Origin of the sequence: Flavisphingomonas formosensis (assembly GCF_009755815.1) — a bacterium.
In the GTDB taxonomy this organism is placed as follows: Bacteria; Pseudomonadota; Alphaproteobacteria; order Sphingomonadales; family Sphingomonadaceae; genus Flavisphingomonas; species Flavisphingomonas formosensis.
Genome location: NZ_WRPK01000004.1, coordinates 468504 through 493710, shown reverse-complemented (window position 1 = coordinate 493710; position 25207 = coordinate 468504). Strand labels below are relative to the sequence as shown.

The window sequence follows — 25207 nt, the reverse complement described above, 5'->3', positions numbered from 1 at the left end:
CGATCGCATAAAGAAGTATCGAGCGCATGCTATCTCCGTCGAAGACTATCGATAAGGATCAACGATCGGCCGCGCCGAAATTTCCATTCGTCTCCGCCGATCTCCCCAATCGGCTTGCCCCTGAGCCATCCCTTGCGCAAAAGCCGGCGATGACCTCTCCAATATCCTCGTTGTGAAGGAGTATCGATGAAGCGCACCCGGCTCGTTCAGTTCGCGTCCGCCGCAGCCGTCCTGGGCGTCGCTGGCGCTGGCCTCTATTTGCGCCGCACCCGGCCGGACGTGATCAACCCGGCCGTGCCGGAACCGGCCAGGACGGTCTCGCTGGATCGCTATCTCGGCCGCTGGTTCGAGATTGCGCGGCACGAAAATCGCTTCGAGAAAGGGCTGGAGGCGGTGACAGCCGACTATGCGCTGCTGCCCGACGGCAAGATCGAGGTGATTAATGGCGGGCGCAAGGGAAGCCCGCAAGGCGCACCGAGAACGTCGCGGGGGCGAGCCATCGTGGTCGACACCGTCTCGCGCGCGAAGCTGAAGGTCTCTTTCTTCGGTCCACTCTATACCGGCGACTATTGGGTGCTCGATCATGACGACGACTATCGCTGGTCGATCGTCGGGGAACCGAGCGGACGCTATCTCTGGCTGCTCGCCCGCGAGGCCACGCCCGCGCCGGAACTGGTGGTGGAGCTGCTCGATCGCGCCCACGCGCTGGGCTATGACCGGACCCGCCTCAAGCTGACGCAGCAGGTGTGACGCCACGGCCGCTACCAACGCCACCGGAGCCGAGCGGCGCAACCGGCGCCCCTCGGTTCCGACAGGATGGCGCGATCAGGCCAGCGCGGCCGTAACGATGATCTCGACCTTATAGTCCGGCGTCGCCAGCTTCACTTCACCCGTCGCGCGGGCCGGCGGGTTGTTGCCGCCGATCCACGGCTCCCACACCGCGTTCATCGCGGCGAAGTCGGACATGTCGGCAAGCCAGATCGTCGCCTGCAGCAGGCGCGAGCGATCCGTGCCGGCCTCGGCGAGCAGCGCGTCGATCGAATCGAGCACCGCCTTGGTCTGGGTGGTCACATCTTCGCCCGGCGCGCCGATCTGGCCGGCCAGATAAACGATGCCGTTGTGGATCACGGCCTGGCTCATGCGGGAATTGGAATGCAGTCTCTGTATCGTCATCTGACAGTCTCCTTGATTCGGGGCGAAGGCCGGGACGCATAGCGGCTGATACCGAGATCGGTCGACTCGATCGGTGGCTCCGCGCCGCCGACGATGCTCGCGATCAACCGGCCGGAGCCGCAGGCCATCGTCCAGCCGAGCGTGCCATGGCCGGTGTTGAGGAAAAGATTGCCGATCGGCGTCGCGCCGACGATCGGCGGCCCGTCCGGCGTCATCGGCCTGAGGCCACTCCAGAAGCTCGTCTCGCCCGCCTTTGCCGCGCCGGGGAAGAGATCGCTCAGACAGTGCAGCAGAGTCGCCTCGCGCCGCGCCGGCAATGTCCGGTCGAAGCCCGATATCTCGGCCATGCCGCCCACCCGGATGCGGTTGCCCAGCCGCGTGATCGCGATCTTGTAGCTTTCGTCCAGCAAGGTCGAAACCGGCGCGCGCGACTCCTCCTCAATCGGGACGGTGATCGAATAGCCTTTCACCGGATAGACCGGCAGGCGCAGGCCGAGCGGACGCAGCAGCGCCGGCGAATAGCTGGCGAGCGCGACCAGATAGGCGTCGCCGCGGATCAGCCCGTGATCCGTCTTGAGGCCCGTAATCCGTCCCCCCTCCTCCACCAGAGCGTTGATCGCGGTGCCATAACGGAAGCTGACGCCCCGCGCGGCGAGCCATTCGGCAAGCGCGGTGGTGAAGAGGCGGCAGTCGCCTGTCTCGTCGCCGGGCAGGCGCAAGCCGCCGACGAATTTCTCCTTCGCGGCTGCGAGGCCCGGCTCGGCGGCCACGCAGCCGCCGCGATCGAGCAGTTCATACTCGACGCCATAGGAACGCAGCACCGCAATGTCGCTCGCGCTCGCATCGAGCTGCTTCTGCGTGCGAAAGAGCTGCAGCGTGCCCTGCGAACGCTCGTCATACCGGATGCCGAGCCGGCGGCGCAGCGCGACCAGCTCGTCGCGGCTGAACTCGGCGAGGCCGACCATGCGGCTCTTGTTGAGCGCGTAGCGCGAGGCGGTGCAGTTGCGCAGCATCGCGGCGAGCCAGCGCAGCATCGCCATATCGGGCTTCGGCCGCAGGATCAGTGGCGCATGCTCCATGAACAGCCAGCGCAACGCCTTCAGCGGAACGCCGGGCGCCGCCCAGGGCGAGGCGTAGCCGGGGGAAATCTCGCCGGCATTGCCGAAGCTCGTCTCCAGCGCCGGCCCCGGCTGTCGATCGACCACCGTCACCTCATGGCCGGCTTCGGCCAGATAATAAGCCGACGTCACGCCGATCACGCCGGCACCGAGAACGACCACCTTCATATCCGTGCTCCCGCCGCGACGATCTCCGCCGCCTGGTCCTCGACATGGACGCGCGCATGGCGCCGCCCGAGACGCGTCAGAATTTCATAGGAAATGGTGCCGGCATCGCGCGCCACGTCGTCGAGCGACTGGTGCGGCCCGAGCAGTTCCACGAAATCGCCCTCGCCCAGCGCCGTCGGCGGTAGATCGGAAATATCGATGGTAAGGCTGTCCATCGAGACCCGGCCGACGATCGGCAGCCGCTGCCCGTCTAACCAGGCGGCGCCGTTGCCGCCAAGGCTCCGCGGCCAGCCGTCCGCATAGCCGACGCCGATCGTCGCAAGACGGCGCCGCGTGTCCGCGACATAGTCGAGCCCGTAGCCGACGCCGGTTCCTTCCCCGATCTCCCGGATCTGGATCACCCGCGCATCGAGCGAGACGACAGGGCGCAGCGGCGGTGCCTGCGGTCCCGGCCGCGCCCCGTAGAGCGCGATCCCGGCGCGCACCACGTCGCAGTGGAAATCCGGCGACAGGAAGGTACCGCCGCTGTTCGCGATCGACGCCGGGACATCTGGAAACAGCGCCCGCGCGGCGCCGAATTGCGCCAGCTGCGCATCGTTCGCCGCGCGATCCGGCTCATCCGCGCAGGCCAGATGGGTCATCAGCAGACACAGGGAAATCTCTTCGCCAAACGACCGGTCCTGCGCGAGATCGGCCAATGCGGCGAGATCGAGGCCGAGGCGGGACATGCCGCTGTCCATCTGCAGCGCTGCCCGCAACGGCTTGCCGGCAGCCCGCGCGAAGGCACGCCAGCGGTCGAGCTGGCCGCGCCCATTGAGCACCGGCACGAAGCCCCATTCCGCGCACGCCGCTTCGCCGCCAGGATCGAGGCCGTTCAATATGTAGATGCTGCTGTCGATGCCGACCGCATCGAGCACGTCGAACGCCTCGCCGAGCTGCGCGACGAAGAAGATCCGGCAACCTTCGCGCGCCAGCGCCGCAGCCACCTTGGCCGCGCCGAGGCCATAGGCATCGGCTTTCACCACCGCGCCACACAGGGCGGGCGCGGCATGATCGGCGAGCGCCCGGTAGTTGGCGCGCAATGCACCCAGGTCGATCCTCAGCTGGCTCGAATAGCTCGGGCACGCGAATCTGGCCATGTCCCCCACCTCCCGGGTGAGGATAAGCAACATCCCTTCGAATTTTTCGCCACATTGACGCACAAATCTGCTCTAATAAGAGCATTTCGGCAGATTATTCGAACAGACGAAAGATCATATATGGCAGCCCTCGACGAGGCCGACCGTCGGATCCTCCGCCAACTCCGGCTCAACGCCCGCATCACCAACAGCGCGCTCGCGGCCGAGGTCGGCCTCTCGCCTTCCGCCTGCCTTCGCCGGGTCAAGCTGCTCGAACAGACCGGGGTGATCCGCGGCTACACCGCGATCGTCTCCGGCGCGCTTCCCGAGGAAGGAACGATCGCGATCGTGCAGGTGGAATTGGAACGGCAGACCGAGGAATTTCTCGCCCGGTTCGAAAATGCGCTGCGCAGGCATCCGGAAATCCAGCAATGGTATCTGATGACCGGCGCCGGCGATTACATACTCCATGTCCAGATCGCCGGGATCGAGGAATATGGCACCTTCCACCGCGACATATTGTCGCGGCTGCCCGGCGTGTCGCGCATCACCTCCAGCTTCGCGATGCGCAGCAATCGCCGCGCCTGAACCGCGCAAAAAAGAACCGACATGCCAAAGGGGGACGGCATGCCGGCTCGAGGAAGTGCAACCATAATGGTTCGACAGCGAAAGGGTTCCGTGTCCGTCGCGATTTTTTTCGCATGGGCGCGAACGGCGCTTCGTCCCGATACCGCGCATGGCCCGCGGTCAATCCTGGCGGCACCGCTCCACGCTGGTCATCACCGCGGTCCAATACATTGCGGCCTGGAAATCCCGTGCCGCGATCGCAACCGAGAGACGCTGGTCGACATGGGCGGCGGCATTGCGCCCATGCTCCTCGATCAACGCGCAAGCCGTGCGCTGGAGCACCACGCGCGCCTCGGAGGAAGCGCCGACGCCAAACTCGGCCACCAGCGTGAACAGATCCGGGAAACGCTCCCATGGCGCAGAATGTTCGCGCGGCGTGGGCTGACGAAGGGCTTGGGCCATGCCGCCAATCTAAGACTGTCTCGTCAGGCGGCAACGCGAACTGCCACCGATTTGGTGACATGGAATGGCGGAGTTAAGGTTCCAAAGCGGGAGCGCCCTATCCGCTTCCGCTTTCCGTAAACAATCTTCCTCCGTATTGGAGGATCGCCTGCGTCATCGGCAAGCCCGGACGACACCTGCCTTCCGGAATGTCGACCGAAGCAAGGGCTAGCGGGACGCCGGCGAGATTCATGCGCAGATATGCGCAACGCCTGTTGACCGCCGCGACGCCTGTTTCTATAGGGCCGCTCCACATCGCGCCACCGCGTTGTTGCCCGTGGGGCGGAGTAGCTCAGCTGGTTAGAGCAGCGGAATCATAATCCGCGTGTCGGGGGTTCAAGTCCCTCCTCCGCTACCACCACCGCATTTCCAGACGTGCCCAGCATATCCCCTGATTTCCCGGGCGATTTTAACCTTATCTGGCCCCTGCCGTGTCTCTGCCCGTCTCACGACGCGCACCAGGCATCCGACCGATCGGCTCGGCTCGGCCGACGCGAAGCTCACTCCGTCATCAATTATTCGCACGTCCGAGCGTAGACTTGGCCGTCGTTGAGGGCGGCTTTTCGATAGCCAAAGCCAGCCGGATTGCCGCGCCTTCACCGCAATGATACGTTTCCGCAACGAGCATCGGTTTGGAGACAAGCATGAGAGTTCAACTCGCCCGGCTTTCGGTTGTTCTGCTCGCGGTAGCCATGCCGGCCGATGCTGCGCCTCCCACAGCCAAGGCCGACGCCGCCAAGTTCGACACGGCGGTGATGGCAGGTCACGCAACGATCCTCGCGCTCGCCGGGCGTACCCCCGTTCTCAAGGCGACCACGGTCGGCTGCACCTCTCACCTGAAAACGGCGAAGGATGACTTCGAAATCGACTGGTCCAGTTCCTCGATCAACGGTGCCCTAACGAAGGGTGCGACGCTGATGATCAGCGAGGGGCCGACGCAGGATTTTGCGGTAGATTTCGCTGTCCGCTCCCAGATCGCGATCGCGCGCGCGGCAGGCGAGCGTCTTTCGCAGAGCTGCGGAGGATAGACGCGCGGCTCCGGCTACCGACCAGCCTTTGGAACGAAGATGCGGGCGGCGTCGCCCCTGCAGCGCCCGATTGCAGATATGTTCAGCGGCGAATTTCCGACCGCCGTTCTTGCCGTGTCCGTCGAGGGCGACATGTACCACCACCCACGGCTCCCGGGCGACGACTGCTGAGGTCACTATGCGCCCGGCGACCCGCACTTCACGAACTTGCCCTTCGCATCGCGGCATCCGGCTTTCGCACTGACGACCGAGGCAGTGGCCATCAAGGCGAAGCCGGCTGCGATAGTTGATTGCAAGCCCGCTCGATCCGGTTTCTAAAGACGATGGCGCCCAGCGATTTGAGGTGGGCACCATCGTCGACCGTCAGGCCCGGCCCGGTCACGGGCGCGACATAGGTAAAGCTGTGCGCAACGGCCAGATCGCGAATGGTTGCCGACGCGGCAGCGCTGTTCGGCACGCCCATGAGCATCGTCTTTGCCACGGGCAGATGGTTGAGCAGCTCGCTATATTTTTGCCGGAACTCGGCGATCCCGGCGCCGGCCCACACGTCGTTCGTTCCGACCGCCACCAGGATCATATGCGGGCGTAGCCGTTTCAGAATGCTTTCCGCAAGAAATTGCACGTCGCCGATCTTGCCGCCGCCGATGCCCGCGTTGAAGGAGGTGCCGCAGACGTCGGACAGGTAGACTGACTCGACGATGCTGTCGCCCAGAGCGACGAAATTCTGGGGTGGCGCGATCGCGGCGTTGAGTTGGACCATCGCCCTTCGTTTCGCTGTGTAGCTGGTCGCGTGCGCAGTCGCGTGGCGCTTATGCTGGACCCACAGGAAGGCGGAGATCGCGATGAGAGCGGCTGCGGCGCCAATCAGTGTCTTTCGAATTAGCGGAAGACGCACAGCTTCCCTCGAAAGTTCTGATCAGCTTCCAGCCTGTGCGTCGCTGATCCACGGCTTGCTAAGTGGTGCGGCGAACATTCGCGTTTGGCTTGGCGTTCGGACGGCGGAGGCATTCGAAGAGGACTCGATAGAGATCCGGCAGAAATGTGATCTTGGCGAACGCAGGATGACATTTCGATGGACGACGAATGGCCAAAAAGACACGGAAACGCTCCTCGCGCGCATCGCTCGGCCACTAGCCTTGGGCGGGTCCACTATGTTTGAACATGGTGCCATGGCCGCCGCTGACGATGATGATTGCGCTCGCATCCCGACGTTCGATCAAAAGCCAAATCGCGCCATCCGGTAATCGCCTATGGTTCCGTTTCGTCCAAAACCGCTCTAGGGCAGTCGCGGACCAGAACAGGTGGAGGGATCATTGGATCGGTACGACGTGCTCATTGTAGGGGCCGGACATGCCGGCGCACAGGCTGCCGTCATGCTGCGTCAGCAGAAGTTCGAAGGAACGGTGGCGCTGCTCGGCGACGAGCCGGAGCCGCCTTATGAGCGTCCGCCGCTGTCCAAGGATTATTTCTCCGGCGAGAAGCCGTTCGAGCGTATCCTGATCCGTCCCGCCGCCTTCTGGGGAGAGCGCAACGTCGATCTGCTGCTGAACCGGCGCGTTACCGCGGTCGATCCCGCGGCGCACAGCGTGACTCTCTCCGACGGCAGCACGATCGGCTACGGCAAGCTGATCTGGGCGACCGGCGGCAGCCCGCGGCGCATCTCTTGCGCCGGCAGCGACCTTGCCGGCGTGCATTCGGTGCGCACCCGTGCCGATGTCGACAAGATGATGGACGAGCTCGCCTCCACCACCAATGTCGTGGTGATCGGCGGCGGCTATATCGGCCTCGAGGCTGCCGCCGTGCTCGCCAAGTTCGGCAAGAAGGTCACCGTGCTGGAAGCGCTCGACCGCGTGCTCGCGCGCGTCGCGGGCGAGCCGCTGTCGCGCTTCTACGAGGCCGAGCACCGCGCCCATGGCGTCGACGTACGGCTCGGCATCGGCGTCGACTGGATCGAGGGCAAGGACGGTCATGTGACCGGCGTGCACCTGTTGGACGGCGAGCATCTGCCGGCCGACATGGTGATCGTCGGCATTGGCATCATCCCCGCGGTCGAGCCGCTGCTCGCGGCCGGCGCCCAGGGCGGCAACGGCGTCGACGTGGACGGCTATTGCCGCACCAGCCTGCCGGACATCTATGCGGTCGGCGATTGCGCGGCGCACGACAATGATTTCGCGGCCGGTGCGCACATCCGGCTCGAATCGGTGCAGAACGCCAATGATCAGGCGAATGTCGCCGTGAAGCACATCCTCGGCGGCGAAGACGTCTACCATTCCGTGCCCTGGTTCTGGTCCAACCAATATGATCTGCGCCTGCAGACCGTGGGCCTTTCCACCGGGCACGACCAGGCCGTGGTGCGCGGCGACATCGCCAGCCGCAGCTTCTCGATCGTCTATCTGAAGCAGGGCAAGGTCATCGCGCTGGACTGCGTCAATGCGACAAAGGATTATGTCCAGGGCCGCGCGCTCGTGCTCGGCGGAATCGCTGTTTCCGCCGAACAGATCGCCAACGCCGAGGTTCCGCTGAAAAGCCTCGCCGCGGCGTGATTCTTCGAGCGGAACCGGAGGCCGGCCCTGTCGTTCCCGGATCGAACGACTGAGGAACTGGGGCTGGCCGAAGGGCCTGCTTCGCATCAAGGACCACGGAGGCACGCAATGGAGCTTTCGGTTTCGCTCGACACTATTTGCCGCATCATCGTTCGCGCCCGCGAACTGGAGGCGCAGGTGCCATCCACCGATCCCGACGAGACCGACGAGGAGGTGGCCGACGCGGACGACGCATATGCGGTGCTCGTCGACGAGGATAATCAGGCTGTCGAAGCCGAGGTGCTTTCGCTGCTCGAGGATCTGGCCGACGATCAGATCGCCGAGGTGCTAGCGCTCGCCTGGGTCGGCCGAGGCACCTATGACGCCAGCGAGTGGGACGATGCGCTGGAGGCCGCAAGCGATCCCGATGCAGAGAGCCCTACGGACCAGCTGCTCGAAATGCCGCTGCTGGCCGCCTGTCTCGATGCCGGGCTTGCTGCGTTCGATCTCTCCTGCGAAGGCGTCGGCCAGATCGATTGATTCGAAGGAGCGGCGATGCTGATCGTGCTCGTGCCCGGGCTGATGAACGATGGCTGGGTGTGGCGCCACCAGATCGGACCGCTCAGCCGCATCGCGCCCGTGGCCATCGCCAGGACCGACGGCTGCGACACGCTGGCCGCGATGGCGGAACGAGTGCTGGCGATCGGCAATGGGCCGCTCTGCGTCGTCGGCCATTCGATGGGCGCGCGCGTCGCGATGGAAGCCGCGCTGCAGGATCCCCGGCGGGTGGCCCGACTCGGCCTGCTGAACTCCGGCATGGGGCCGCCGACGCCGGGCGAGGCGGAAGGCCGGATGCGGCTGGTAGCTCTGGCCCGCCAGGCAGGCATGGAGGCGGTGGCGGCCGAGTGGCTTCCGCCGATGCTGGGTGCCGCCGGCGCTGCGTCGGAGGGGCTGGTGGACGGCATCACCGAGATGCTCCGCCGCTGCACGCCGGACGCCTTTGCTGCGCAGCAAAATGCCCTGATCCACCGTTCCGACCGCCGCCCCGCGCTTTCCGGCCTGCCCTGCCCCGTGTTTCTCGCGACCGGTGACGAGGATCGCTGGTCGAGCGCCGACGTGCACCGCGAAATGGCTTCGGAGATCCCGCTTGCCACCCTCCGCATCGTCGCAGGGTCCGGCCATTTCCTCCCCGTCGAGGCGCCGGATGCGCTCACGGACGTGCTGCTGGACTGGCTGCGCGACTGATCGGCGTCACTCGCGCGTGTGTCGGTATTGGTAGGACTGCGCGCAACGCCGTCCTGCTGGACAAAGCCGCCGTCAAATGCTTGTTTCTTGCCTCTGAATTGGGGGGATAGGACATGGCTGATATCGACACGCCCAAATCTTCGGCAGAACAGTGCGACACCGCGCGCCGCGAGGCGCTGCGCAAGCTCGGCACTTATGGCGCCGTGACCGGCGTCGGCCTGCTCGGGCTGATGACCGCGACCAAGGCACCCGCAGCAAGCTTTGCCGAAGACACGCACTCCTCCGACACCAAGCGCCTTGCCTGAAACTCTCGCGCGACGGACGGCAGAAGGACGCGCCCCATCGGCGGGCCCGACCGCATCCCGCCGTTTTCGTTCCTATGACGGGGGGCTGGTGGTGCTCGTCCCATCGAGCCAGCAACTCCTCGTCTTCGACCGGACGATCGCAGACCTGTGTCCGGACGAGATCGTCGACAGCGATCAGTGGCGCGATCTGACCGCGTTGCCGGCGGATCTGCGCGATGCAATCGAGACGTTCATCGAGCCTGCGGCCGAACAGCCGCCAGCTGCGGAACGACTCATGCCGCGACCGGCAGCACCGCCCCGATGCTGGAGCGCGCAGGTCGATCGGCTGACGCTCCATTTCGCCGTCGACGATGCCGCGCTGGCCGCGATGCTGACGAAGCTCTTCCCTCCCGCCCCGGCTGCCATCGACGGATCGAGCATTCAGATCGCCATCCGTGGCGATGGCGCGGCAGCAAGCGTGATCGTCGATGGCGAATGCGTGCTGGCGATGGAAAGCGCCGATCTCGCCATCGGCGCGATCAGCCAGGCCATAGTCGCCCGGCTCCACACCGACACGCCCCTTCTCGCCACGCTGCACGCCAGCGCCGCCGCCCTTGGCGATCGGGGATTGGTCTTCGCGGCGCCTTCGGGCAGCGGCAAGAGCACGCTCATCGCCTATCTGTCGCAAAACGGCTTCGATTATCTCGGCGACGATCTCGCCGCGCTTTCGCAGGACGGCGATCTGCTGCCCTGGCCCGCGGCGATGAGCATCAAGCCGGGAAGCTGGAATCTCCTGCGAAGCTTCTATCCCGCGTTGGACGACGCCGCATCGCAGGACGTGCGCGGCAAGCGGGTGCGCCTGCTCCGGCCCGCGCGACCGCGCAGCACGCCGGTGCCGCTGCGCGCGATCCTCTTTCCGCGCTACGAGGCAGGAGCAGAGCCGCGCCTCACCCCCATCACGCCGCTCGAAACCTTGGCACGGCTGGTCAACGATCGCGTCTGGATCGGATATCCGCTCCGCGAGGATGCGATCGATCGTCTGCTCGGCCTGATCCTGCGCACTCCCCGCCATCAGCTGGTCTATGATCAGCTGGAGGATGCCGCGGCGCTGGTCGGCACGCAAAGCGGCCCCATGTGACCTGTCCCGCGGAACCGCGTCCCCGCGATGCGTGGGAGATGCGGCTGCTGCTCGCCGCCTGCCTGCGCCCGCTGTTCGGCGGCGAGGCGCCGGCCGCTATTTCCCATCCGGATTTCGACTGGGAAGCGCTGATCCGCCATTCCGGGGATCATCTCACCACGCCCGCGCTCGCCTGCGCACTGCGTGGGCAAGCCGGGCTGCCGGACGAGGTGCGCGCCTATTTCGAGGCGCTGCTGGCGCTGAATGGAGAGCGCAACGCACAGATTCGCGCAGCGATGCCGGGCCTCGCGGCCGCGATCAACGGATGCGGCGCCACACCCCTGCTGCTCAAGGGCGCGGCGATGCTGATGGGCGGGATCCACGCCGATCCGGCGGCGCGCGTGCTCGGCGACATCGATCTGCTCGTCCCCGCCACCTGGATCGAGGCCTGCGTCGCCGCGACTGCCGCGATCGGCTATGCACCGGTGCCCGGCCACGCGACCGCGCATCACGCCACGCCGCAGCTCAACCGCGAGACGGGCTGCGAGATCGAGCTGCACCATCAGCCGGTGATGATCCACCTCCGCGCGCTGCTCGGCGCCGAAGAGATGGCCGACGGTGCGCGCAGCATCGATTGCGGCGGAGCGATCGCGGCCGTTCCGAGTGCCACCCATCTTGCCCTCCACGCCATCGTCCATTCGGAACTCGGCGATCAGAATGGCCCCCTCGCCCGCCTTTCCTTTCGCACCCTGCTCGATCTCGCCGCCCTCGCACGGCAGCCGGTTCCGCCCGACTGGCAGGCGATCGGTGAGCGGCTGGAACGCCATGGCCACGGCTCCATCTGGTCGGGCATCCGCGCCCAGCTCCACAGCCTGCTCGGCGTCAGTATCGGTGAAGGGCCAGTCCCCGCGCTGCCCGATCGCTATCGGCTCGCCGTGGTCGATGCGCGCCATCGCCTTGCTGCGCGGATCCGGTTCCGCGCAGCGCGGCGATATCATCGCTTCCTGGCGGAACCGGCGACCATGTTGGAAGTGCTGCGCCCCGGCTGGTGGCGCCGGCGCTGGTCCGATCTGCGTTCGCTCGCAAACCGATAGGCAGGAAAACGATCTTCCGAATCATGCCGAGCCTGTTTCAGCATGAGGGGGGAGAAGAAGTGACTACAATCAGCCGCGATCGCGCAGCAATCGCTGCTGCTCGCGCTTCCAGTCCCGTGCCTTGGCGGTATCGCGCTTGTCGTGCAGCTTCTTGCCGCGCGCCACCGCCAGCTCCACCTTCGCCCGGCCGCGCCCGTTGAAATAGATGGAAAGCGGCACCAGCGTCATGCCTTCGCGGGTGATCGCATTGCGCATCCGCTCGATCTCGCGCTCGTGCAGCAGCAGCTTGCGGGGACGCTTCGGCTCATGGTTGAAGCGGTTGCCATGGCTGAATTCGGGGATATTGGCGTTGACCAGCCACACCTCGTGATCCTTCACCTCGGCATAGCTCTCCGCGATCGATCCCTCGCCGAAGCGCAGCGATTTCACCTCGGTTCCGGTCAGCGCGATCCCGGCCTCGTAGATGTCGTCGAGGAAATAGTCGAAGCGCGCGCGCCGGTTCTCGGCGACGGTCTTCGCTTTCTCGAAGGAGGCAGGACGCGGACGGGCCATGGCGTCAGACCAGACCCGCATGAGCGAGCGCGGCGTCGACCGCCTTGCGGCTCGCTTCGCTCGGCCAGGTCATCGGCAGGCGGATCTCGCTCGGGAAATCCGGCCGGACACGCGTCATCGCATATTTCACGGGGCCCGGAGACGCATCGCTGAACAGCGCCGCATGCAGCGGGAACAGCCTGTCCTGCAGCGCCAGCGCCTCGTTCCACCGCCCCTCCAGGCAAGCCGCCTGGAAATCGGCGCAGAGCTTCGGCGCGACGTTCGCCGTCACCGAGATGCAGCCCCTGCCGCCCATCGCCATGAAGCCCAGCGCCATGTCGTCATTGCCGGAGAGCTGGCAAAAATCGGCGCCGCAGGCCAGGCGCTGCGCGGAGACGCGCTCCACCTTGCCGCTCGCATCCTTGACGCCGACAATGGTCGGCAGCTTCGCCAGCTGTCCCATCGTCTCCACCGTGATGTCGGTCACCGTACGTGCAGGAACATTATATATGATGATCGGCAAGTCACTGTTGCTTGCGAGGTGGGTGTAATGCGCGATCAGCCCGTCCTGATTCGGCCGGTTATAATAAGGCAGCACGACGAGTCCGGCGTTCGCGCCGGCCGCCTTGGCATGCTGCATATGCTCGAGCGCGACCTTGGTGTCGTTCGATCCGCATCCCGCGATCACCGGCACGCGGCCGGCCGCCTGCTCGACGCAGACCGCGACGACATGATTATGCTCCTCGATCGACATGGTCGCGCTTTCACCGGTCGTTCCGCACGGCACGAGCGCCGACGAGCCCTGCTCGATCTGCCAGTCGACGAAGGCGCGAAACGCCGCCTCGTCGAACGAACCGTCGCGGAATGGCGTCACAAGAGCGGGTATCGAACCGCTGAACATCCTACACTCCCTTCACGCCGCGCGATCGACGATGCATAATGATATGATGAAACCCCGGGGGGATCGCCGAGCGCCTGATAGGGATACGTCCCGCCTTCTGTCCAGCTTGCTCCGTGGCGGGCTGGCCGGAAGTCTCATCGCAATACCGCTTGCGCTGGGCGCAATGCTCGTCACGCCGGGCCAGATAGGTGCGCTGGTTCGGCTCGCCGGCCTGGGCGGCGCGCCCGCACAGGCAGCCGACACCTGGCAGAATGACAGCGTGCGCCAGGGCATTGCGCGCTGGACGTCGCTGCACCAGAGCGATTCCTACGCCTTCTCCGATTATGCCGGTTTCCTCCTCTCTTATCCCGGCTGGCCGGGCGAGACGGCGATGCGCAAGACGGCGGAACGGCGGATCGATCCGAACAGCTATTCGCCGGGCGAGGTCATCGCTTTCTTCGCGCGCTTCCCGCCGCTGACCCAGAGCGGCAACGCTCGCTATGCCGAGGCCCTGTCGGCTATGGGCCGCATGGCCGATGCGCAGGCCGCCGCGCGCAAGGCCTGGCTCGGCGGCGCGCTGTCGCCCGACGACGAGAGCCGCCTGCTCGGCCGATTCGGCAGCAGCTTCACCCAGGACGATCAGGACAGGCGGATGGAACGCCTGCTCTGGGATCGCGCGACGGCCGCGGCGCAACGCCAGCTCGCGCGGACCTCGCCGATCCGCCAGCCGCTCTTCGCCGCGCGCCTCGCGCTACAAGCCGGCCAGCCAGGTGCAGCCGGCATGATCGGCGCGCTCGGTCCCGCTGCGCTGCGCGATCCCGGCGTGATCGCCGATCGCACCCGCTGGCTGCGCGACAGCGGCCAGGGAGTCACCGCGCGCAGCTGGCTGTCGCAGCCCATGACGCTCGACCAGCTTCCGTTCGACGGCGAGAAATGGCTCGAGACGCTGCTGACGATCGCGCGCGGCGCGGCGGCCGACAATCAATGGACCTACGCCTGGGGCATCGCCTCGCAGGCGGATACCGCCTTTGCGCCGGGCACCGACGTGCGCCTGCGCACCCTCGGCGAACGCGACGATTATACCAGCCTCGTCTGGCTCGCCGGCATGGCGGCGCTCCAGCATCTCGGCCGCCCGGCCGATGCGGTGGGAATGTTCGATCGCTATGCGCGTGCCGCCAAGTCGCCGCAGACGCAGGCACGCGGCTGGTATTGGGCGGGCCGCGCTGCCCAGGCCGCGGGCCGGCCGATCGACGCCAACGGCTATTATGCCAAGGCCGCCGCGCATGGAGAGCAATTTTACGGCCAGCTCGCGGCCGAACGGCTCGGCCAGCCGGTCGCTCCACCGGTCGAGCCGGCGCAGGTGATGATCTCCGAATCGGATCGCGTCGCGTTCGAGACGAGCAGCATCGTGCGCGCCGCCCGCCTGCTCGGGCAGATGGGCAATTGGGAGGATCAGACCGCCTTCATCCGCGCGATCGCCGCCAATGCCGACAGCGACGCCGATCATCGCCTGGCCGCCGAGTTGGCACGGTCGATCGGGCGGCCGGATCTCGGCGTGATGATCGCCCGCAACGCGATGCGCGACGGGTCCAGCGACTATGTGCGCTCGGGCTTCCCGGAAATCTCCGTGCCGCCGGCGATGGAGCGGCAATGGACGATGATCCACGCCATATCGCGTCAGGAAAGCCAGTTCGATCGCGCTGCGGTCAGCCATGCCGGCGCGCGCGGCCTGATGCAGCTGATGCCGCGCACCGCGCAGGAGATCGCCGGCAAGCTCGGCATGCCCTATGATTATAACCGGCTGACCCAGGATACGAGCTACAACGTCATGCTCGGCTCGGCCTTCTTCGCCAACATCCTCGATCAATTCGGCGGCAATCACGTGCTGGCGGTCGCCGCCTATAATGCGGGCCCCGGCAATGTCCGCAAATGGCTCGCCGCCAATGGCGATCCGCGCATGCCGGGCGTCGACGTGATCAACTGGATCGAAGCCATTCCCATCTCCGAGACGCGCAACTATGTGCAGCGCGTGCTGGAAAATGCCGTGGTCTACGATGCGTTGAATCCCGATCGTGCCCGCATGCCGGAGCGCAACCGCCTCTCCGCCTATCTCGGCAAGTCCACGCCCGGCTAAGACCCCATCATGTCCGACAGACCCAATTATATCACGCCGCAAGGCTATCAGCGGCTGCGCGCCCGTTATGACGAGCTTTTCGCGGTCGAGCGGCCGAAGCTCGTCGAAACCATCTCCTGGGCCGCGGGCAATGGCGACCGCTCGGAGAATGGCGACTATATCTACGGCCGCAAGCGGCTGCGCGAGATCGACCGCGAGCTCAATTTCCTGTCGAAGCGGATGAAGGCCGCCCAAGTCGTGGATCCGGCCCGCCAGCAGGATCGCACGCGCATCTTCTTCGGAGCCACCGTCACCCTGGTCGACGAGGACGACCGCGAACGCACGGTCACGCTGGTCGGCGAGGACGAAGCGGATGCCTCAGCCGGACGGATCAGTTGGCGTTCCCCGCTCGCTTTCGCGCTGAAGGGCGCCGCCGTGGGCGACGTGCGGCGGGTGATGCTTCCGGCCGGCCCGCGCGAGCATGAGGTGCTCGCGATCAGCTACCCGAATTGACCGGAGCCCGCCGGTTCAGGCCGGCAGCACCCCCGCCTCGCATTCGTCCGTATATATTTCGAATCGCGTCAGCGTAGCCGGGCCAAAGCTCGTCGTGAGCGCGGCATCGGTCGCGTCGCGGCCGCGTGCCATCAATATCCTGCCGCGGCGCGGACGGTTGTGCCGGGCGTCGAACGTATACCAGCGGCCATCCAGATAGGCTTCGAACCAGGCCGAGAAATCCATGTCGCCAACCGGCTCCGGCAGATCCATGTCGCCCATATAGCCGGTGCAGTAACGCGCCGGCACGTTCATGCAGCGGCACAGCGCGATCGCAAGATGCGCGAAATCGCGGCAGACGCCGCGCCTTTCCTGATAGGCATCCCAGGCGGTCTTGGTCGGCCGCGCCTCGCTGTAATCGAACGTGATCCTCTCGTGCACGAAGGATATGATCTCCTGCACCATCGGCCAGCCCGGCGTCACCTGGCCGAACAGCACCCAGGCGATCTCGGTCAGGCGGTCGGTTTCGCAATAGCGGCTGCCGAGCAGATACAGCATCACCTCATCCGGAAGCTGCTCGATCGTCATCTGCCGGGCATGACGCGCGACGACATCCGGTTCGAACGGATCCTCGATGACGAAGCCGCAGGAGATCGTCATCGCGCCCGGCGGGAGCGTGAAACGCGTGCAGATGTTGCCGAAACTGTCGACATAGTCATAGAGCGGCACATCGGGCTGCGTCATGATCCGTTGCGAGGTGCGAAGATCGCGATTTCGGGTCGGATGCACGCTGAGCGAGGCGAGCATCGGCGTGGCATGCTCCGCACTGAAAGCTATGTCGTAACCGGCGCGAATGAACATCGGTTTCCTTTCTGGGCGGGCATTCACGATGCCCGGAACGTCACCACGGAAGCCTCGGTCGTAATCAGCAGTCCCGCGATCGAGGCAGCATCCTGAAGCGCCGTCCGGACGACCTTGGCAGGATCGATCACGCCGGACTGGAACAGGTTCTCGAAGGCCTCGCTCTGCGCGTTGAAGCCCAGATTCTCGTCATTCTGCTCGGCAAGGCGACCGGCGATCACTCCGCCATCATGCACGGCATTCTGCGCAATCTGCCGTAGTGGTTCCTGCAAGGCCCGGCGCACGATGCCGATACCGCGGGTCTGATCCTCATTATGTCCGGCGAGATCCCGCAGAACCTTGCCAGCGTAGAGCAAGGCGGTCCCGCCTCCGGGCAATATCCCTTCTTCCACCGCCGCCCGCGTGGCATGGAGCGCGTCGTCCAGCCGATCCTTGCGCTCGCGCACCTCGGTCTCGGTCGTGCCGCCGACCTTGATCACCGCAACGCCGCCCATCAGCGTGGCCACGCGTTCCTGCAGCTTTTCGCGGTCATAGTCGCTGGTGGTCGCCTCGATCTGCAGATGAATCGCCTGGACGCGCGCATGGATCGCATCGGTGGACCCAGCCCCGTCGACGATGGTGGTATCGTCCTTGTCGATCGAGATGCGCCGCGCCGTGCCGAGCATGCCGATGCCGGCGCTTTCCAGCTTCATTCCGAGATCCGCCGAGATCACCGTGCCACCGGTCAGGATCGCGATATCCTCGAGTGCCGCCTTGCGGCGATCGCCGAAGCCAGGCGCCTTCACGGCGGCGACGTTGAGGCCGCCACGCAGCTTGTTGATCACCAGCGTAGCCAGCGCATCGCCCTCGATATTTTCAGCGATGATCAGGAGCGGACGCGCACTTTGCGCCACCGCTTCGAGGATGGGCAGCAAGGGTTGCAGGTTGGAGAGCGTCTTGTCGTGCAGAAGGACGTACGGGTCCTGCTGTTCGACGGTCATCGTTTCGCTGTCGGTGACGAAATAGGGGCTCAGATAGCCGCTGTCGAACTGCATGCCCTCGACGATGTCGAGCGCGATATCGACGCCGCTGGATTCCTCGACGATGATGACCCCGTCTTTGCCGACCCGCTCCATCGCCTCCGCGATCTTGCCGCCGATCACCGCATCGCCATTGGCCGAGACGATGCCGACCTGCGCGATCTCCTGATTGTCGGATACCGGCTTGGCGCGTGCCTTGAGTTCGGCCACCACCCTGGACACGGCAAGGTCGATGCCCCGCTTCAGGTCCATCGGGTTCGCCCCCGCAGCGACCGATTTCAAGCCTTCCCGCATGATGATCTGCGCCAGCACGGTAGCCGTGGTCGTGCCGTCCCCGGCATGATCATGGGTTTTCGAGGCAACCTCGCGCAACATCTGGGCGCCCACATTCTCGAGACGATCCGGAAGTTCGATTTCCTTGGCGACGGTGACCCCGTCCTTCGTGATCCGTGGCGCGCCGAAGCTCTTGCCGATCAGGACGTTGCGCCCCCGCGGGCCGAGCGTCACCTTGACGGCGTTGGCGAGGATATCGACCCCGCGCGCGATCGCTTCGCGAGTTTCATGGCCGAATGTGACGTCCTTGGCTGACAATGGGGGAGTCCTCTCTGAGGCCCGCTGACCGGCGGGCGCAAGGGTGTGAATGGGGAAGGAGGCGCCATGCGTCGGCGCTCAGCGGCGTATCGCGACCCGTGCTGTTCCGGCGACGCTTGTGTTGCCCGCCGTGCCGCGATCGGGATTCTCACTGGGTTCTTCCGGCTCATTGTCATTGGGGCAATGGGGGGGCGGTTCGTCGGATGGCCCCTTGCCGGGGATCGCTTGCCGGCATCCGCTTCCGACGGGCATCCCGCCCGGAGCGCGTTCGATCGCATGCGCTCTCCGCCAGGGCACCGGAAAATGAGGGAAATACATCAGGTAAACTCCGGCTGAGCGGAAGCATGATATCTTCCTGTCACGAGATGCTCAGAAATTTCCTGTGATAGATTTGGCTACCACATCGCCTTCGGAGACTCTAATTATTTCGCACGAGAAGTTTTCCTCGCACTGCGTTTTCGTTTCGCCCCTCTGCTCGCACTTATAAATATATGAGCAGACGATATTTTCGGATTCTTGCTTCGTTTGATCAACGATTTGCGGTGTTGCTGCGAATTCGATTCTGCTATCGGATGAAACGAACAGCACATCGGTGAGCGCCGACACATCTCTCGCTTGATGTCGGCCGGAGCCCCCCACAGGCCTTTTCGGGAGCTTGCCATGGATCATCGGTCGGTCGGCGCCTATGGGCTGATAGCCCTCATTCTGATCATCATCGCCGCGGTCGTGAAATGGATGCGCTATCACGGCGCTGCGGAAAGCGCGCGCCGGAGGCTGCGGCAGGAAAATCGCGAATATGCGGACGGGAAGATAAGGAGCGTGCAGACGACGGGGCAGACGGACGAGGCCTCCGATCTGCCCTGAGCCGCGATCGAAGCTCACGGGAATGAACGCCGGCCGGCAAGCAAGCGAATGCGGCGCTCCCGCCGGAGCGACGGCGTTCAGTCCAGCTTGATATCGTCCCCGAACTGGGACCGGGCCAGTTCCGCCAGCTTCTCGGAAATCGGCGGCGGCTCCATCGGCACGGCCTTTTCGAGCCGGTCGACGATATAGTTCAGCGCCTTGATCCGTGCCGCCTTCTTGTTGTTGCCGTCGATCACCGTCCAGGGCGCCCAGCGCGTGTCGGTGCGCCCGAACATGTCGTGCATCGCATCCAGATAATCCGCCCGGCGCGCGCGATTGCGGAAATCGTCCGCGCCCGTCTTCCAGCGTTTCCAGGGATGCTGCAGCCTCGATCTAAGCCGATCGTCCTGGGTTTCCTGGGTGATGTGAATGAACAGCTTGATGATCGTCGTGCCGCTGTCCTTCTGCTGCGCCTCGAACTCGTTGATCTCGTCATAGGCGCGCCGCCACTCCTTCTCGGTGCAGAAACCCTCGACCCGCTCGACGAGCACCCGGCCATACCAGGTGCGGTCGAACACCGCGATCTCGCGATTGCCCGGCAATCTGTTCCAGAAGCGCCAGAGGAAATGACGCGCCTTCTCTTCATCGGTCGGTGCCGAGATCGGCCACACCTCGAAATGGCGCGGATCCCATTCGGCGGTCAGCCGCTGGATGATGCCGCCCTTGCCCGCCGCGTCCCAGCCTTCGAACGCAATCACGCTGCGCCGGGCGTGAACGATGTGCGCCGCCTGGACATGGGCAAGCCGCTTCTGCACCTTTGCCAGCGCCTCGTCATAATCGCCGTCGAAAGCGGCGCCCTTCTCATAATCCGAAAGATCAATCGCCATGGCCTCACCGCTTCTCGGGCGCGGCATCCTTCCCGTCGCGGGCAGGCGCGCTCCCATACTTGCATAAATGCGCAGAGATTGCGGAAAGGTGCATGCGAAACAAGACCCGGCTTCAGCCGGCGGGCCCGGCTCTGCCCACCGTCGGCAGATGCCAGTGATAGGCATGGGCCAGCATCCGGATCGCGATGCAGGCGAGCGCGGCCACGATCGCACCCACCCTCGGCCGCACCCCCGCAAGCCGTCCGACGACCACGATCACCGCCGCGCTGAGCGCCGCCGTGGCATAGACGTCGGTGCGGAAGACGCGCGGCACCTGGTTGATCGCTATGTCCCGCAAGGTCCCGCCTCCCGCCCCGCTGACCGTGCCGAGAAAGGTCGCGACGAGCGGATGGATGCGATGGACAAGCGCCTTTTCGGTGCCGGCAACGGCCGCCATGGCCAGTCCCGCCGCGTCCAGCGCCACCATCAGATCGTCCGGCACACGGGCGATGGCGGCGTGGAAGATCCAGGTGACGAGCGCCGCCGCGATCACGATCGCCGCATAATGCCAGTCCGCCACTGCCGCCGGCGGCGTCGCCCCGATCAGCAGATCGCGGATCATCCCGCCGCCGAGCGCGGTCAGGAAGGCGAGCACGATCACGCCGACCGGGTCGAAGCCGACCGCCAGACCCGTCAGCGCCCCTTCCACCGCGAACAGGAACGTGCCCGCCAGATCGGCCGTCCGCACCACCTGCGCCGCCCCAACGGTGGCAAGCGCCATCACACCCTCCCCGCCAGCTCAAGCCGGCTCGAAGCTTTCCGGGCAGCTGTCACAGCAGCGCATCATAGCCCGCGGCATTGAACTGGATCATACAGAAACCGTGGCCGAAAGGATCCGCCAACATGGCGATACGGCCATAGGGCGCCTCCCGCGCCTCTGCTTCCACGATCGCCCCAGCCGCGACCGCGCGGTCCAGCGCCGCATCGAGATCGTCGACGACGATATCCGCGTGGATCGGCGTCCAGTGCCGATCGTAACGCCGCGCGTCACCGCCCGCCCCGATCGTCCCCGCGGCCTTGCGCAACAGATAGAGCGGCGTCGGCCAGCCCAGCAATTCGACGAAATCGTCCCCGAACCGCCGCCCGACACGCAGCCCGAACGCCGCGACGAAGAAACGCTCCGCAGCGTCCACATCGGAAACGTCGATGTTGATCAACAGACCGGTCATCGCGGCGCAAGGTGATCGGTCTTTCGCCCCGAGGTCAAGCCGGGACGATCATGGCCAAAGGATCTCGCTTTCTGCATGAAATCTGCACGATGCGCTGTCACATCGTCTGTCGATGAAGGACAGACATGTCGGATCGTGGCGGCGACGAATCTGGGGCGCAGTCTTTGCCATAGCCATCGCGGTGGTGGCCGAAGCTTTCCTCGCGATTCCCTGGTGGACGCCTTATTGCGACGAACTCGCAGACGGACCCGGCGCATTCGGCCGGGGTTTTCCGTTGCCTTACTTCGAACCGTCGACGGTAACGTCGATGGATATCTTCCTTTTCGTGCCAGCCTATCTTTGCAACATCGCGATTTTGGCGGCGTTGTTCAGCGTCCCGCTCATAAGGCTGTTGCATTGGATGGAAAGGTGGCGGCCGATCGCGCGCCGAGCCGTGCTGCTGCCCATCGCATCGCTGCTCTGCCTATCGATGGCCGCTCAGGGCTTGATGTTCGCCGGGCTCGCAATCCCAGCCACCATTCCCTCCAGCGGGCGATATGTGGATTATCGCCCCTTGGTGCTGATGGACGGCAAAGCACATATGCCCTGCGATCATTAGCCGAAATGCCTTGCCGTGCGACAAATCCGGCCTCGGCACATCGACGCGAAAGCTCCCGCGCCGGCTACCCTTTCGAGCGTCAATGCTTCGACGGCTCGACGATCCGGATATTCAGCTCGCGCAACTGCTTGGCGGTGACCGCGGACGGGGCGCCCATCATCAGGTCCTCCGCCTTCTGGTTCATCGGGAACAGCACCACCTCGCGGATGTTCGGCTCGTCCGCCAGCAGCATGACGATGCGGTCGATGCCCGGCGCCGATCCGCCGTGCGGCGGCGCGCCATATTTGAACGCATTGATCATGCCCGAGAAATTCGCGTCGACTTCCTCGCGCGTATAGCCGGCGATCTCGAACGCCTTGTACATCACGTCGAGCTTGTGGTTCCGGATCGCGCCGGACGACAGCTCCACGCCGTTGCAGACGATGTCGTACTGATAGGCGAGGATATCGAGCGGGTCCTTGGTCTCCAGCGCCTCCAGCTCGCCCTGCGGCATCGAGAAGGGATTGTGGCTGAAGTCGATCTTCTTGTTGTCCTCGTCATATTCGAACATCGGGAAATCGACGATCCAGCAGAATTCGAAGCGCTTCGGATCGATCAGGCCGAGCTGCTCGCCGACGCGGGTGCGCGCGAGGCCGGCGAGCCGCGCCGCCTGCGCTTCCTTGCCGGCGGCGAAGAACACGCCGTCGTCCGGCCCGAGGCCGAGCGCCTCGGCGATCCTGGCCATGCCCTCCTCGCCATGGTTCTTGGCGATCGGCCCGCCGAACTCGCCGCCCTTGCGCGTGGCGTAGCCGAGCCCGGCAAAGCCTTCCGACTGTGCCCAGGCGTTCATGTCGTCGAAGAATTTCCGGCTCTTCTCGGCCGTGCCCGGCGCCGGAATGGCGCGCACGACGTCTCCGCTCTCGACGATCGAGGCGAAGCGGCCGAAGCCCGATCCGACGAAATGCTCGGAGACGTCGCTGATCAGGATCGGGTTGCGCAGGTCCGGCTTGTCGTTGCCGTAGCGCAGCATCGACTCGCGATAGGGAATGCGACGGAACGGCAGCGCCGAGACCTGGCGGTCGCCGGCAAATTCCTCGAACACGCCGTGGAGCACGGGCTCCAGCGTCGCGAACACATCCTCCTGGGTGACGAAGCTCATCTCGAAATCGAGCTGGTAGAATTCGCCCGGCGAACGGTCGGCGCGGCCGTCCTCGTCGCGGAAGCAGGGCGCGATCTGGAAATAGCGGTCGAAGCCGGCGACCATCAGCAGCTGCTTGAACATCTGCGGCGCCTGCGGGAGCGCGTAGAATTTGCCCGGATGCACCCGGCTCGGCACCAGATAGTCGCGCGCGCCCTCGGGGCTCGACGCGGTCAGGATCGGCGTCTGGAACTCGGTGAAGCCGCTGTCGATCATCCGCTTGCGGATCGAGGCGATCACCGAGGAGCGCAGCATGATGTTGGCATGGATGCGCTCGCGCCGGAGGTCGAGGAAGCGGTAGCGCAGGCGGATATCCTCGGGATAGTCGGCCTCGCCCGCCACCGGCAGCGGCAACTCCTGTGCGGCGGATTGCACGCTCACCTCGCGCGCGAACACCTCGATCTCGCCGGTCGCGAGACCGGGGTTCACCGTGCCCTCGGCGCGCGCCTTCACCACGCCGTCGATCGTGACGACCGATTCCACCCGCACCGACTCCAGGATGGGCAGCGCCGCAGAATCCGCATCCGCGACGATCTGGGTGATGCCGTAATGATCGCGCAGGTCGACGAACAGCACCCCGCCATGGTCGCGCTTGCGATGGACCCAGCCCGACAGGCGGACGGCGGCGCCGACATCGGCGGCGCGCAGTTGAGCGCAGGTGTGCGAACGATAGGCGTGCATGGGCGGTGGACTCATCAACTTTTAGGTGATTTTTCGCGAGCGTCGCGCTTCGCGGAGCAACCGCGCCTTGTCAAGCGGCGCTGCGTCTCTATGGAATTCCCGGATGCATATCCATCCGCTGATCACCGACAGCGTCACGCTTGCCGATCTCTGCTCCCGCCTCGCCCAATCGCCATGGGTGGTCGTCGATACCGAGTTCATGCGCGAAAACAGCTACTGGCCGGACCTTTGCCTTCTCCAGATCGCCGACGCGCACGAGGCTGCGGCGATCGACCCCAAGGCACCGGGCATCGACCTGACGCCGCTGCTCGATCTGCTGGTGAACAATGAGGACGTGCTCAAGGTCTTCCACGCCGGCGGCCAGGATCTCGAGATCGTCCACAATCTGACCGGCAAGACCCCGCACCCGCTGTTCGACACGCAGGTGGCGGCGATGGCGCTCGGCATGGGTGAGCAGGTGGGCTATTCGAACCTCGTCGAAGGCTGGCTGGGCGTGAAGCTCGACAAGGGCGCCCGCTTCACCGACTGGAGCCGGCGCCCGCTCGACAAGCGCCAGATCGATTATGCGATCGGCGACGTGACCCATCTCGCCGCGATCTTTCCGCGCATGCTGACGCGTCTGCGCGATACCGGGCGGGGCCAGTGGCTGGATCAGGAGATGGATCGGCTGGGCGATCCCTCCAGCTACATCAACCTGCCCGAGCTCGCCTGGCTGCGCATCCGCATGCCGACGCGCAACCCGCAGGTGCTCGGCCGCCTCAAGGCGCTGGCCGCCTGGCGCGAGCGCGAGGCCCAGAGCAAGAACCTGCCGCGCGGCCGCATCGTCAAGGACGAGACGCTGGCCGACATCGCCTCCCATCCGCCGCGCGTCCAGTCCGATCTCGCCAAGGTGCGCGGTCTTTCGGCAAGCTGGGCCGGCAACGACATCGGCGGCCGGATGATGGCTGCGATCGAAGCGAGCACGCCGCTGTCCGACGACGAACTGCCGCCGCGCGAGGACCGGAAGCCGGGCCTCGGCAAGGAAGGCGCGCTGATCGCGGACCTGCTGAAGCTGCTGCTCAAGATCCGGGCGCGCGAGGCGGATGTGGCGCCGCGGCTGATCGCACGGGCCGATGATCTGGAATTGCTCGCCGCCGGCCGCCGCGATGGCCTGCAGATCCTCGAAGGCTGGCGCTTCGACCAGTTCGGCCGCGATGCGCTCGATCTCGTCGAGGGGCGGCTCGCCTTCGGCGTCAAGAATGGCCGGCTGGTCATGACCCGGACAGCCGACGCCTGACCAGGCCATGGTCGCTCGGCCTTGCGTGCTGAGCCTGTCGAAGCACTCCCTTTGTTCTGGTCGATGAAAAGGGCGAAAAGGGCTTTCGGCAAGCCCGGCCCAAACGGACATGAGC

The 25207-nt window shown here is 65.5% G+C and carries 27 protein-coding genes and 1 tRNA gene; 15 read left to right on the top strand and 13 right to left on the bottom strand.

The annotated features are described in order from the left end of the window. Positions 1-186: 186 nt before the first annotated feature. Positions 187-750, top strand: coding sequence for a lipocalin family protein (locus GQY20_RS14450; protein ID WP_157217800.1), 564 nt, complete (start codon positions 187-189; stop codon positions 748-750). A gap of 75 nt (positions 751-825) precedes the next feature. Here GQY20_RS14450 and GQY20_RS14445 read toward each other — a convergent pair whose 3' ends face one another. Genes GQY20_RS14445 through alr form a run of 3 tightly spaced genes read right to left on the bottom strand, consistent with a single transcriptional unit; the run spans position 826 to position 3598 of the window. Then, the gene (locus GQY20_RS14445; protein ID WP_157217799.1) at positions 826-1173 is read right to left on the bottom strand and encodes a RidA family protein; all 348 of its coding nucleotides are present in this window, start codon (positions 1171-1173) and stop codon (positions 826-828) included. Then, on the bottom strand, positions 1170-2459 hold the full coding sequence (locus GQY20_RS14440) for a D-amino acid dehydrogenase (protein ID WP_157217798.1): 1290 nt from the start codon (positions 2457-2459) through the stop codon (positions 1170-1172). Before GQY20_RS14440 ends, GQY20_RS14445 begins: the two co-directional genes overlap by 4 nt. Next, positions 2456-3598 (bottom strand): alanine racemase, encoded by a 1143-nt coding sequence (alr, locus tag GQY20_RS14435; protein ID WP_157217797.1) that lies wholly within the window; start codon positions 3596-3598, stop codon positions 2456-2458. Before alr ends, GQY20_RS14440 begins: the two co-directional genes overlap by 4 nt. Before the next feature lie 120 nt (positions 3599-3718). On the opposite strand from alr, the gene GQY20_RS14430 reads away from it, so the two are divergent. After that, a complete protein-coding gene (locus GQY20_RS14430; protein ID WP_157217796.1) occupies positions 3719-4165 on the top strand; it encodes an Lrp/AsnC family transcriptional regulator in 447 nt (148 codons plus the stop codon). A 159-nt stretch (positions 4166-4324) separates the two neighbouring features. Here GQY20_RS14430 and GQY20_RS14425 read toward each other — a convergent pair whose 3' ends face one another. Further along, positions 4325-4606, bottom strand: coding sequence for a hypothetical protein (locus GQY20_RS14425; protein ID WP_157217795.1), 282 nt, complete (start codon positions 4604-4606; stop codon positions 4325-4327). Between the two features lie 320 nt (positions 4607-4926). Between GQY20_RS14425 and GQY20_RS14420 the strand changes: the two genes are divergently transcribed. Both GQY20_RS14420 and GQY20_RS14415 read left to right on the top strand, forming a co-directional pair. Then, positions 4927-5003, top strand: a tRNA-Met gene (locus GQY20_RS14420). Between the two features lie 286 nt (positions 5004-5289). Further along, a complete protein-coding gene (locus GQY20_RS14415; RefSeq protein ID WP_157217794.1) occupies positions 5290-5673 on the top strand; it encodes a hypothetical protein in 384 nt (127 codons plus the stop codon). A 262-nt stretch (positions 5674-5935) separates the two neighbouring features. Here the strand turns inward: GQY20_RS14415 and GQY20_RS14410 are convergent, their stop codons facing one another. Then, positions 5936-6433: an SGNH/GDSL hydrolase family protein gene (locus tag GQY20_RS14410; RefSeq protein WP_157217793.1), complete on the bottom strand. Its 498-nt coding sequence runs from the start codon at positions 6431-6433 to the stop codon at positions 5936-5938. Positions 6434-6986: 553 nt separating this feature from the next. On the opposite strand from GQY20_RS14410, the gene GQY20_RS14405 reads away from it, so the two are divergent. The 6 genes from GQY20_RS14405 to GQY20_RS14380 all read left to right on the top strand — a co-directional run bounded on the left by GQY20_RS14405 (position 6987) and on the right by GQY20_RS14380 (position 11935). After that, positions 6987-8216: an NAD(P)/FAD-dependent oxidoreductase gene (locus GQY20_RS14405; RefSeq protein ID WP_157217792.1), complete on the top strand. Its 1230-nt coding sequence runs from the start codon at positions 6987-6989 to the stop codon at positions 8214-8216. Positions 8217-8324: 108 nt separating this feature from the next. Beyond that, a complete protein-coding gene (locus tag GQY20_RS14400; protein WP_157217791.1) occupies positions 8325-8735 on the top strand; it encodes a DUF3775 domain-containing protein in 411 nt (136 codons plus the stop codon). Between the two features lie 15 nt (positions 8736-8750). Continuing rightward, positions 8751-9440, top strand: coding sequence for an alpha/beta fold hydrolase (locus tag GQY20_RS14395; protein WP_157217790.1), 690 nt, complete (start codon positions 8751-8753; stop codon positions 9438-9440). Between the two features lie 113 nt (positions 9441-9553). Further along, entirely contained in the window at positions 9554-9745 is a 192-nt protein-coding gene (locus GQY20_RS14390) for a hypothetical protein (RefSeq protein ID WP_157217789.1), read from the top strand. Positions 9746-9833: 88 nt separating this feature from the next. After that, positions 9834-10862: a hypothetical protein gene (locus GQY20_RS14385; protein WP_157217788.1), complete on the top strand. Its 1029-nt coding sequence runs from the start codon at positions 9834-9836 to the stop codon at positions 10860-10862. Positions 10863-10900: 38 nt separating this feature from the next. Beyond that, positions 10901-11935, top strand: a complete 1035-nt coding sequence (locus tag GQY20_RS14380) for a nucleotidyltransferase family protein (RefSeq protein WP_198350956.1) — start codon at positions 10901-10903, stop codon at positions 11933-11935. 69 nt (positions 11936-12004) lie between these two features. Here GQY20_RS14380 and smpB read toward each other — a convergent pair whose 3' ends face one another. Both smpB and dapA read right to left on the bottom strand, forming a co-directional pair. After that, positions 12005-12487: an SsrA-binding protein SmpB gene (gene smpB / locus GQY20_RS14375; RefSeq protein ID WP_157217786.1), complete on the bottom strand. Its 483-nt coding sequence runs from the start codon at positions 12485-12487 to the stop codon at positions 12005-12007. Between the two features lie 4 nt (positions 12488-12491). Beyond that, positions 12492-13367 carry a 4-hydroxy-tetrahydrodipicolinate synthase gene (gene dapA / locus GQY20_RS14370; RefSeq protein WP_157217785.1) on the bottom strand — a complete coding sequence of 292 codons (876 nt, stop codon included), beginning with the start codon at positions 13365-13367 and terminating at the stop codon, positions 12492-12494. Between the two features lie 46 nt (positions 13368-13413). On the opposite strand from dapA, the gene GQY20_RS14365 reads away from it, so the two are divergent. Together GQY20_RS14365 and greB are read left to right on the top strand one after the other, a co-directional pair. Continuing rightward, a complete protein-coding gene (locus tag GQY20_RS14365; protein ID WP_198350967.1) occupies positions 13414-15480 on the top strand; it encodes a lytic transglycosylase domain-containing protein in 2067 nt (688 codons plus the stop codon). 9 nt (positions 15481-15489) lie between these two features. Beyond that, positions 15490-15972 carry a transcription elongation factor GreB gene (greB, locus tag GQY20_RS14360; RefSeq protein ID WP_157217784.1) on the top strand — a complete coding sequence of 161 codons (483 nt, stop codon included), beginning with the start codon at positions 15490-15492 and terminating at the stop codon, positions 15970-15972. A gap of 15 nt (positions 15973-15987) precedes the next feature. Here the strand turns inward: greB and GQY20_RS14355 are convergent, their stop codons facing one another. Continuing rightward, positions 15988-16812 (bottom strand): transglutaminase-like domain-containing protein, encoded by an 825-nt coding sequence (locus tag GQY20_RS14355; protein WP_157217783.1) that lies wholly within the window; start codon positions 16810-16812, stop codon positions 15988-15990. 23 nt (positions 16813-16835) lie between these two features. Beyond that, a complete protein-coding gene (gene groL / locus GQY20_RS14350; RefSeq protein ID WP_157217782.1) occupies positions 16836-18422 on the bottom strand; it encodes a chaperonin GroEL in 1587 nt (528 codons plus the stop codon). Between the two features lie 660 nt (positions 18423-19082). Between groL and GQY20_RS14345 the strand changes: the two genes are divergently transcribed. After that, positions 19083-19286 (top strand): hypothetical protein, encoded by a 204-nt coding sequence (locus GQY20_RS14345; RefSeq protein WP_157217781.1) that lies wholly within the window; start codon positions 19083-19085, stop codon positions 19284-19286. Between the two features lie 77 nt (positions 19287-19363). Here the strand turns inward: GQY20_RS14345 and GQY20_RS14340 are convergent, their stop codons facing one another. The 3 genes from GQY20_RS14340 to GQY20_RS14330 all read right to left on the bottom strand — a co-directional run bounded on the left by GQY20_RS14340 (position 19364) and on the right by GQY20_RS14330 (position 21360). Next, the gene (locus GQY20_RS14340; RefSeq protein WP_157217780.1) at positions 19364-20152 is read right to left on the bottom strand and encodes a polyphosphate kinase 2 family protein; all 789 of its coding nucleotides are present in this window, start codon (positions 20150-20152) and stop codon (positions 19364-19366) included. Between the two features lie 112 nt (positions 20153-20264). Further along, positions 20265-20912 (bottom strand): trimeric intracellular cation channel family protein, encoded by a 648-nt coding sequence (locus GQY20_RS14335; protein ID WP_157217779.1) that lies wholly within the window; start codon positions 20910-20912, stop codon positions 20265-20267. A 49-nt stretch (positions 20913-20961) separates the two neighbouring features. After that, positions 20962-21360, bottom strand: a complete 399-nt coding sequence (locus GQY20_RS14330; protein ID WP_157217778.1) for a VOC family protein — start codon at positions 21358-21360, stop codon at positions 20962-20964. Positions 21361-21472: 112 nt separating this feature from the next. Here GQY20_RS14330 and GQY20_RS14325 point away from each other — a divergent pair, with 112 nt between their 5' ends. Further along, positions 21473-21958, top strand: coding sequence for a hypothetical protein (locus GQY20_RS14325; protein WP_157217777.1), 486 nt, complete (start codon positions 21473-21475; stop codon positions 21956-21958). Between the two features lie 79 nt (positions 21959-22037). Here the strand turns inward: GQY20_RS14325 and aspS are convergent, their stop codons facing one another. After that, entirely contained in the window at positions 22038-23816 is a 1779-nt protein-coding gene (gene aspS, locus GQY20_RS14320) for an aspartate--tRNA ligase (protein ID WP_157217776.1), read from the bottom strand. Positions 23817-23919: 103 nt separating this feature from the next. On the opposite strand from aspS, the gene rnd reads away from it, so the two are divergent. After that, positions 23920-25092: a ribonuclease D gene (rnd, locus tag GQY20_RS14315; protein ID WP_157217775.1), complete on the top strand. Its 1173-nt coding sequence runs from the start codon at positions 23920-23922 to the stop codon at positions 25090-25092. Positions 25093-25207: the final 115 nt, after the last annotated feature.